9 protein-coding genes are annotated in these 9,461 nt (G+C 72.8%); 7 read left to right on the forward strand and 2 right to left on the reverse strand.

The genetic code is table 11. The features are described 5' to 3' along the window. The first annotated feature begins 257 nt into the window (after positions 1-257). Positions 258-791 (forward strand): YbjN domain-containing protein, encoded by a 534-nt coding sequence (locus J7E86_RS10970; protein WP_215081385.1) that lies wholly within the window; start codon positions 258-260, stop codon positions 789-791. A 17-nt stretch (positions 792-808) separates the two neighbouring features. Here J7E86_RS10970 and J7E86_RS10975 read toward each other — a convergent pair whose 3' ends face one another. Then, the gene (locus J7E86_RS10975; RefSeq protein ID WP_215081386.1) at positions 809-2,011 is read right to left on the reverse strand and encodes a hypothetical protein; all 1,203 of its coding nucleotides are present in this window, start codon (positions 2,009-2,011) and stop codon (positions 809-811) included. A 331-nt stretch (positions 2,012-2,342) separates the two neighbouring features. Here J7E86_RS10975 and J7E86_RS10980 point away from each other — a divergent pair, with 331 nt between their 5' ends. The 3 genes from J7E86_RS10980 to J7E86_RS10990 all read left to right on the forward strand — a co-directional run bounded on the left by J7E86_RS10980 (position 2,343) and on the right by J7E86_RS10990 (position 6,030). Next, a complete protein-coding gene (locus tag J7E86_RS10980) occupies positions 2,343-3,509 on the forward strand; it encodes an aminotransferase class I/II-fold pyridoxal phosphate-dependent enzyme (RefSeq protein ID WP_215081387.1) in 1,167 nt (388 codons plus the stop codon). A 347-nt stretch (positions 3,510-3,856) separates the two neighbouring features. After that, entirely contained in the window at positions 3,857-4,375 is a 519-nt protein-coding gene (locus tag J7E86_RS10985) for a DUF2617 family protein (RefSeq protein WP_215081388.1), read from the forward strand. 95 nt (positions 4,376-4,470) lie between these two features. Continuing rightward, entirely contained in the window at positions 4,471-6,030 is a 1,560-nt protein-coding gene (locus J7E86_RS10990) for a polyamine aminopropyltransferase (RefSeq protein WP_215081389.1), read from the forward strand. Between the two features lie 289 nt (positions 6,031-6,319). On the opposite strand, the gene J7E86_RS10995 is transcribed toward J7E86_RS10990, so the two are convergent. Further along, on the reverse strand, positions 6,320-7,237 hold the full coding sequence (locus tag J7E86_RS10995) for an AraC family transcriptional regulator (protein WP_308312550.1): 918 nt from the start codon (positions 7,235-7,237) through the stop codon (positions 6,320-6,322). 112 nt (positions 7,238-7,349) lie between these two features. Here J7E86_RS10995 and J7E86_RS11000 point away from each other — a divergent pair, with 112 nt between their 5' ends. From J7E86_RS11000 to J7E86_RS11010, 3 genes are all read left to right on the forward strand, one after another. Continuing rightward, a complete protein-coding gene (locus tag J7E86_RS11000) occupies positions 7,350-7,973 on the forward strand; it encodes a DsbA family protein (protein ID WP_215081391.1) in 624 nt (207 codons plus the stop codon). A 32-nt stretch (positions 7,974-8,005) separates the two neighbouring features. After that, entirely contained in the window at positions 8,006-8,656 is a 651-nt protein-coding gene (locus J7E86_RS11005; protein WP_215081392.1) for an NAD(P)-dependent oxidoreductase, read from the forward strand. A 93-nt stretch (positions 8,657-8,749) separates the two neighbouring features. Beyond that, a partial coding sequence (locus J7E86_RS11010; protein WP_308312551.1) for an SRPBCC domain-containing protein occupies positions 8,750-9,461 on the forward strand: 712 nt, incomplete at its 3' end.

Genomic DNA, 9,461 nt, shown 5'->3' on the forward strand with positions numbered 1-9,461 from the left:
GCTCCCGCCCCGGGCCCCGGTGTCCTCAAGCGCCGGACGGGCTGGGGTGGCGCCTGGACGGGCCGGGGATGGCCCCGGGCGGGCTGAGGCGGCCCCGGACGGGCCAGGTGGTGGCCGGCTTTGCCGGTTCCGCGCCCCATGCCGTGCCTGCCCCGTTGTGATCACTTTTCCGGAAGTGGATCAGGTTACGTCAGGGGTTGCGGGGCAGGGGCGGGTGTGGGGGAGGATGGCGGTAACCGTACGAAGGGAAATTCACGGTGAGCATCGACCCGTCCTCGATTCCGAACTTCGGGGGCCAGCCCGAACCGCAGGAGACGGGCCCGGCCGGCCCCGTCATCCCCGACCAGGACCTGGTCAAGCAGCTCCTCGACCAGATGGAGCTGAAGTACGTCGTGGACGACGAGGGTGACCTCGCCGCACCGTGGGAGCAGTTCCGTACGTACTTCATGTTCCGCGGCGAGGAGGAGCAGCAGGTCTTCTCCGTGCGCACGTTCTACGACCGGCCGCACGGCATCGAGGAGAAGTCCCAGCTCCTCGAGGCCATCGACGACTGGAACCGCCGCACCCTGTGGCCCAAGGTCTACACCCACACCAACGACGACGGCACCGTCCGTCTGATCGGTGAGGCGCAGATGCTGATCGGCGTCGGCGTCTCCCTGGAGCACTTCGTCTCCAGCACGGTCAGCTGGGTCCGGGCGTCCATCGAGTTCGACAAGTGGCTGGTGGAGCAGCTCGGCCTGGAGGCCGACGCGGAGTCCGGCGACGAGAAGCCGGACGACGACCAGAACTGACCCACCGGACCAAGGGTTCACATGGGCATGCGGGCGACCGTCAGCAGGTACGTCCCGTAGAAGAAGGAGAGCCCGGCCAGCGCACCGACCGTCACGGCGACGGTGCGCGGCCGGGCTCTTGCCATGGCCACGGCGACCGGCAGCAGCAGCGGGAACGCCGGCAGCAGGAAGCGCGGCTTGGACGCGAAGTAGCTGGTGCCGCCGATGGCGATGACGACGAGCACGACCGTGTAGACCGACAGCGCCGCGGGCGGCCGGTCGAGCAGCAGGAAGGCCAGTGCGACCACGGCGACGGCGATGACCGCCACGGTCATGTAGTACGCCATGGAGTCGCGGCCGATGATCAGGTGCCGGATGAAGCCGAGGGCGTTCATCCCGAAGTCGAAGCGCGAGCCCCACAGCCGCTGCACCTCGAAGTAGCCGAACGGGCCGCCGCCGGAGCGGTAACCGGCCCAGACGACGTAGCCGGCCCAGCCCAGCGGGGCGAGGGCCGCGCCGGTCCACACCCTCCAGTCCGTACGGGCCCGCCGGTCGCGCAGGAGCGCCAGCGCCGTCGCGCAGCCGATCGCGGCGGCCACCGCGATCGCGTTCGGCCGGGACAGCCCCGCCAGCAGGCCCAGCGCGCCCGCCCACATCCGGCGGCCGGTGACCAGCGCGTACAGCGACCAGGCGGCGAGCGCGGTCATCAGCGGCTCGGTGTACGCCATGGACTGCACGATCGCGTGCGGCAGCAGCCCCCACAGCACCACGAGCAGCGTGCCGGTCCGGCGGCCGTGGAGCCGTTCGCCGATCGCGTAGATGCCCCAGGCCGCGGCGCCGGCGGAGGTCCAGGCGACGAACAGCCCGGCGACGACCGGGCCGACCGGCATGACGGTCGTGACGGCCCGGACCAGGCCGGGGAAGAGCGGGAAGAACGCCAGGTCGTTGAAGACGACACCATGGGTGGTGAGGGAGGGGAGGACGAGCCCGTAGCCGTGGCGGGCGATGCCGGCGTACCAGATGCCGTCCCAGTAGTGGCCGAGCAGCGTGAGCGGGTGGCGGCCGATCCACCAGGCCCAGCCGGCCATGACCGCCATGCCGGTCAGCCGCGCGGCCGCGTAGAGCGCGAGCGCGGGGGCGGCCCGGCGCAGGGCGTCGCGGGCGCGGTCGAGGCGGCGGGCGCCGGCCGTGGGGCGCGGTTCCGGTGCCTCGCGTACGGGCACGGCGGTGTCGGCTGACACGGATGGCACCTCCGGTGCGGGCACGGCCCGGCGGCGCGCCGCACGGCGCGGTGCGGCGGTCGTGGCGCTGGGGGGACGGACGTGGGGCGAGCTCGGCATACCGACCATGCGGCGCGGGTCTCGCGCGCGCGACCCGGGACGCCCGTAAGCGGTGCGCCTTCCACCCGCTCGGCGGGCACGGCGGAGTGTCTGCGCGGCGGCGGACCCCGTGTGTGCTGTGCGCGCTGTCGCCGCGGCGCGCACCGCGCCTATCGTGAGCCGACTCGTCGGCAAGCAGGCACGGGGGCATCGACTCGGCGATGTCATTCACCCAAGTGGAAAGCGGGAGCGCATGAATTCGGACTGGAGCCCGGCGGCGCGGGTGCGGGGCATGGGTGCGTCGGTCTTCACGGAGATGACCGAGCTGGCGCGCAGCACGGGCGCGGTCAACCTCGGCCAGGGCGTGCCGGAGCTGGCCGCCCCGGAGAGCCTGCTGAAGGAGGTGGCGGAGGCGGTCCTGGCCGGCAGCAATCAGTACCCGCCCGCCACCGGCTTCCCGGCGCTGCGCGAGGCGGTGGCCGCGCACCAGAGCCGGCGCTACGGGCTGGAGTACCGGGCGCGGGACGAGGTGCTGGTGACCACGGGCGCCACGGAGGCCCTCGCGGCGACGCTGCTGGCGCTGTGCGACCCCGGTGACGAGGTGCTGGCCTTCGACCCCTGCTACGACGCCTATCCGGCGGGGGCGCGGTTCGCGGGGGCGACGCTCGTGCCCGTACCGCTGGCGCTCGACGGCGACGCCTTCGTGCTGGACGCGGACGCGCTGCGGGCGGCGGTCACGCCGCGCGCCCGGGTGCTGCTCCTCAACACCCCGCACAACCCGACCGGCAAGGTGTTCACGGCCGGGGAACTGGACGTGATCGCGGAGATCTGCCGCGAGCACGACCTGACGGTGGTGACGGACGAGGTGTACGAGCACCTGGTCTACGACGGCGCGCACCGGACGATCGCCGCGCTGCCGGGGATGCGGGAGCGGACGCTGACCATCTCGTCGGCGGGCAAGACATTCAACGTGACCGGCTGGAAGGTCGGTTGGGTCTGCGGGCCGGAGCGGCTGATGGCGGCGGTCGGGGCGGCCAAGCAATTCCTCACGTACGCCTCCGGGACTCCTTACCAGGAGGCGCTCGCGCGGACGTTGGGGGGCGTGGAAGCGTGGGCGGCAGAGCTACGGCGCACCCTGCGGCGCAACCGCGACCTGCTGAGCGAGGGGCTCGCGCGTGCCGGACTGCGCCCCTATCGCGCGCAGGCGGGGTATTTCGTCCAGGCGGACATCCGCGCATGGGGGTACACGGACGGCGTGCGATTCTGTCGTGAACTCCCGCTGCGCGCCGGGGTGGTGGCCATTCCGACGTCCGCCTTCTATCTGCGCCCCGGTGCGCCGTCATATCTCGTGCGTTTCTCGTTCTGCAAGCGTGAAGAATCGGTGATTTCGGCGGTGGAGAAGCTCGTTCAGGGTTCTTGATCAGCGGATTTCGACCGGCTCATGCTTGATCGCATATGCGTCCGGCGGGTTCCGCGGGGGCCCGCCGGTCACATTGATTCTGAACAGTTGAACTGCCCGGCCCTCGCGTGGATGGAAAGCACGATGAGATGGGTAAAAACTCTGTGAGCGCGGCTCAATTCATGATTCCCTCTCATTCAGCGACACGTTCAGAGACGACTCCCGGGGACAACGCCCCGCGGAATCCCCGGAATCACTGTCCTCGGACCCCACGGAACTCCCGTTCGTGGGCATGAGCCGGCGCACTCGACCCTGGTCCTCCTCGGCGGGCCGGCCCACCCCCCACTGCGTGCTTGCGGAGCCGACCCATGCTCACCACTCTCAAGACCACCTACACCGACACCCGCGCCGCCGATCTCGCCTGGTGTCTGGGGAAGGATCCCCTCCCCGCCCTGGCCGTCCTCGATCTGCGGCTCGCCGACTCCCTCGTCCAGCTGCGCCTGCTGGGCGCCTCCCACCAGGTCCTCCTCGAAGAGGGCGACGGTGTCTGCTCCGAGACCGTCGCCTGCCTGCCGGGCAGCCAGACGCCGCTGCCGCTGGGCGTGGCCAAACGCGTCGGGGCCTGGGAGTACGAATTCGCGGCCCGGATAGAGACGCTCTCGCGCGGCTCCTTCGCGGGGCGCGCGCAGGAGCTGCTCGCGCTGGTCGCCGAACATCCGTACGGCCTGGCCGGGACCTTCCCGGGCAGCCCGCACGCCTTCACCGCGCTGCTCGCGCAGCGGTGCGACGGACAGATCAGCTGGCGCACCTGGCACGCCTATCCGCAGGAGGGGCGCCTGGTCGCCACCCGCACGCGGGTCGGCGCGCGGGCGGCGGTGTCGCTCTAGGGGCCCGCGCCGTGGGCTCGATCCGGCCGGCGGTCACGGTAATGAACCCTTGTGGGTGACAAAAGGTTGCCGGATCGTGACGTAGCGTTCCCGGCATGATCTACCGCCCGGTACCGGCGCGGCTGCCCGTACCGGCCGGGCTCGGCCGCTTCGTGGTGCTGACCACCGTCTTCATCTGTGCGGCCTGCGGGCTGGTGTACGAGCTCGAACTGGTCGCCCTCGCCTCGTATCTCATAGGTGACTCCGTCACCCAGGCGTCCGTCGTCCTGTCGGTGATGGTCTTCGCCATGGGCATCGGTTCGTTGCTCGCCAAGCGGCTGCGGACCCGGGCCGCGCTGGGCTTCGCCGCCGTCGAGGCCGTTCTCGCGCTCGCCGGCGGGATGTCGGCCATGGCGCTGTACGCCTGCTTCGCCTGGTTCGGCCAGGCGCGGCCGGCCCTCGTCGGCTTCTCGCTGACCATCGGCGTGCTGATCGGGGCCGAAGTGCCCCTGCTGATGACCCTCATCCAGCGCATCCGCCGGCAGGACGCGGGCGGCGCGGTGGCCGACCTCTTCGCCGCCGACTATGTGGGCGCGCTGGTCGGCGGGCTGGCCTTCCCCTTCCTCCTGCTGCCCATGCTGGGGCAGTTGACGGGCGCGCTGCTGACCGGCGCGGTCAACGCGGCGGCGGGCGGGGCGCTGGTGCTCTGGATCTTCCGCGGCGACCTGAGCACACGGGCTCGCTGGTCGCTGATCGCGGCCAACGGGCTGGTGCTGGCGCTGCTCGCCGCCGGCTCGGCCCTCACCGGCCCCTTCGAACGGGCCGCGCGCCAGGCGGTGTACGGCGCGGATGTGCGGGTGGCCGTGCGGTCGGCCGTGCAGGAGGTCGTGCTCACCGGCGGCGCCGGCAGCGGCAAGCCCCTCGCGCTCTTCCTCGACGGCAGGCTGAAGGTCAGCGGCCATGACCAGTTCCGCTATCACGAGGCGCTCGTCCACCCCGCGATGGCCGGCCCGCGCCGCCGCGTCCTGGTGCTCGGCGGCGGCGACGGCCTCGCCCTGCGCGAGGTGCTGCGCTATGACGACGTCGCCTCGGTCACCGTCGTCGAACTCGACCCGGAGCTCCTGCGGTTGGCCCGTACGGACACCGGCCTCGTCGCCCTCAACCGCGCCGCCTACCGCGACCGGCGGGTGCGGGTCGTCACCGCCGACGCCTTCGAGTGGCTGCGCGGGCGGCCCGCCGGCGAGGCCCCGTACGACGTGGTCGTCTCCGACCTCCCCGATCCCGGCACCACGCCCAGCACCAAGCTGTATTCCCAGGAGTTCTACGGCCTGGTGGAGCGCCGGATGGCGCCCGGCGGGCGGCTCGCCGTCCACGCCGGCACGCTCGGCCTGCGCCCGCAGGTCTTCTGGACGGTCGACGCCACGGTCCGCTCCCTGGGGTTCACCACCCGGCCCTACCGCGTGGACGGCGGTTCCGGTCGCGGTGAGGCAGCGGTGGACTGGGGCTTTCTGCTCGCGGCCCGCCGGTCCGTCACCCTGCGGCTGCCCCCGCTGGGGCCGTGCCTGCACTCGCTCTCCTCGCAGTCGCTCGCCGAGGCGTGGCGAGCGGCCGAACGGAGCCGGGAGCCGGGGCTGCTGCCGTCTACGCTCATGCACCCCCGCTATGGGGACCGATGATGGCCAGCCTCTGCCGCGCTACGCCTGCTGGCGGATCATGCGAGTGGGTGGCTGCGGGCCGGTCGTGCGCACCACCGCTGCGCGGCGGTGTCCTCAAGCGCCGGACGGGCTTGTTTCGGCTGAGCTCAGCCACAATCAGCCCGTTGGGGGCACCTCCCAGCGGTAGCTGGGGGAGATTGAGGACGCGCCCGCAGGGCGCCCGCCGCCGCAGGCGGCAAAGACGACCCGCTCCGCCGCAGGCGGCCAGGCGGCACAGACGGCCCGCAGCCGAAGATCCGCCGGACACGGTCTAAGCCTGACCGGCCGGCTCCCCGCCCCCGCGGAGCGCAGCGCGAAACGCACCCGGTGAGCAATCAGCCCGGTGCTGGAAGAACTTGGAGAAGTTCGCCGCGTCGTCGAAGCCGATCCGGCCGGCGATCCGGGCGGCCGGCAGATCGCTGTGCGCGAGCAGCCGCTTGGCCTCCAGCATCACCCGCCGGTCGATGAACTCCTTGGCACCCACCCCGGCCGCGCACAGCGAGGCCCGGGACAGGGTGCGGGTCGAATAGCCGAGCGCGCGGGCGTAGTCGGCGACGCGGTGGTGGGTGGCGAAGTCGCGCTCGACGGCCGCCCGGAAGCGGACGAAGGTGTCACCGGGCGCCGGGACCCTGCTGCCCACCGGCGCCGTGAGATGGGCCAGCCGCAGCACCAGTACTGACAGCAGGTGCCGCAGGACATCGGTGTGCACGTCGGACGGCAGGCCGCGACCGGTACGGAAGTCGGCCTCCAGATGCCCCACCGCGCAGAAGACCGCCTCCCGGTCCGGTCCGGCCGGCTGCCACAGCACCGGCCGGAACGGATCGTCGGCCACCGCCGCGACCGCCGTGCCCGAGGGCAGGAAATTGGGCTGGACGAGGATCACGACACCTTCGATCTCCGCACCCGGCCGCCCCTCGCCGAACTGCTGCACTTGTCCGGGGCGCACCCACAGCACCGACCCCTCCTCCAGCCAGTGACCGGCGAAGTCCACGGTGTGCTCGGCGGCGCCGGACCGGACGGCGACGATCTGGTGGAAGTCCAGCCGCTGCGGTCTGGCCAGCAGCCCCTCGGGCGCGCGGCGGCGCAGCTCGGCCAGGGACATCACCTCCACGCCCGTGGGCGTCCCGGGCGGGGCCTGATAGGCGAGCTCGACGATCTCTTCGCGCCGGTCACGCCGGTCGTGTCGCATTTTCACCATGAGGAGACCCAAGCCTACCTGGTTACGTCCGAAAAGTGCCCTTAGCTTGGACACAACGCACAACGAACCGTCTGTGCGACCTCCGGACCTCCCAGGGAAAGACATGGCACAGCACCGGCTCACCTACGCATTCGACGCCTACTGCGGCTGGTGCTACGGCTTCGGCCCCACGATCCGCGAGTTCGCGGTCGCCAACGCCGACCGCATCGAGCTGAGCGTGCTCAGCGGCGGCCTGTTCACCGGCCCCCGGGCGCAGCCCGTCGCCGCCTTCCCCTACATCGCGCAGGCGGACGCCCGTATCGGCGAACTGACCGGCGCGGTCTTCGGCAAGGGATACGCCGACGCGTGCGCCGAGGGCACCTCCGTGCTCGACTCGGCCGCCGCCGCGACGGCCCTCGCCGCGCTGCGGGAGCAGGCACCCGGCAGGACGCTCGAATGCGCGGCGGCCCTGCAGCGCGCCTGGTACGTCGACGGGCGCAGCCTCTCCGACCCGGCCACGCTGCGCGTGGTGGCCGAGGGCCTCGACGGGGTGGACGCCGACGCCGCGGTCGCCGCCTTCACCGATCCGGCCACCCGCCGCACGGCGGAGGCCGACTTCCGGGAGGTCCGCCGGCTCGGCGTCGACAGCTTCCCCACGCTGCTGCTGCACACGCCCGCGGGCATGCGGCGGCTCGGCGGCCCGACCACCAGCGCCCGGGCCCTGACCCGCGCCCTCGACCAGCACTGACCCCCTCACCCATCCCCCAAAGGAGCCCCCTCATGGCGAAGATCGCCCTCTTCGGTGCCAACGGCACCATCGGCAGCCGCGTCCTGCGCGAGGCGCTCGACCGCGGCCACCAGGTCACGGCCGTCGTCCGCGACCTCGCCAAGCTCACCGAGACCCACCCGAACCTGACCGTCACCACCGGTGACGTCCTCGACCCGCGGTCGGTGACCGCGGCCGCCCAGGGCCAGGACGTCGTCGTCAGCGCCGTCGGCGGCGGCGACGGCCCCGGCCACCTCGCGACCATCGAGCCGGCGGCGAAGTCGCTGGTGGCCGGGGTGCGCGCGGCCGGCGCCGACGCTCCGAGGCTGATCGCGGTCGGTGGCGCGGGCTCCCTGCGCACGCCGGACGGCAAGCAGGTCTGGGACGCCGAGGGCCTCCCGGAGTTCCTGCTCCAGATCATGCACGCGCACGGTGACGCCCTGGACTTCTACCGCACGGTCACCGACGTCCGCTGGACCAACCTCAGCCCCGCCGGCCTGATCGAGCCCGGCGAGCGCACCGGCGCGTACCGCACCGCCCTGGAGGACCTCGTCGCGGACGCGAACGGCAAGAGCCGCATCTCCACCGAGGACTACGCGGTGGCCCTCGTCGACGAGATCGAGAAGCCCCAGCACATCGGCGAGCGCTTCACCGTCGGTTACTGACGGTCCCGCCGGGCGGCGACCCGACGGAAAGTTCCGCCGGGGAGGCAAGGGTTCGGGGCCCGGTGGGTAGGCTCGCTTGCTATGGAGCACGAGGTGTTCGTTCCGTTTCCCGTCGAGTCCGTCCGGCGGGTCCTCGCCGACCCCGCGCGCGTCGTGCGCTGCGTCCCCGGCCTCCAGCAGGACGCCGCGGACGCCTCCGGCGCGCTCGTGGCCGGACGGCTCCGGCTGCGCATCGGCGGGTCGACCATCACCTACCGGGGCTCGCTGCACCTGACCGAGCGCGACGGCGCGTACGAGCTGTCGGGCGAGGGCACCGAGGTGCGCGGCTCCGGCACGGTGACGCTCTCGCTGCGCGGGCTGCTGGAGACGACGCACGGCGGGACCCGCCTGTTCTGCACGGGCACCGTCGGCAGCGGCGGCCGGCTCGCGGAGTTCGACGAGAAGACCGCCGAGTCCACCGCCCGCCGGCTGCTGGACCGCTTCGCCGCCGCGCTCGCGGAAGAGCTGCGCGAGGACGCCGAGGAGGAGGCGGGCGGCGGGTCACGGCTGGAGGGCGGCAGCGTCTTCGACACCGAGGTGCCCCCGCCGTCCCTCGACGCGGCGACCGAGGACGACCTCGACGCGGAGGATCTCGACGAGGACGACCTCGACGACGAGCCCCCGGCCGAGGCGGCCCACGCGCGCCGCACCATGATCGGCCGCAGTGCCGAAGAGGTCGACCACGCGCCGCCCAGGGGCCGCTACGCCCCGGTCCCGGCACCCGAGGCGGCCTCGGCCGCCGCGGCGGCCCTGCGCTGGGCCGCGC

The sequence above is a fragment of the Streptomyces sp. ISL-11 genome (assembly GCF_018614525.1).
GTDB lineage: Bacteria > Actinomycetota > Actinomycetes > Streptomycetales > Streptomycetaceae > Streptomyces.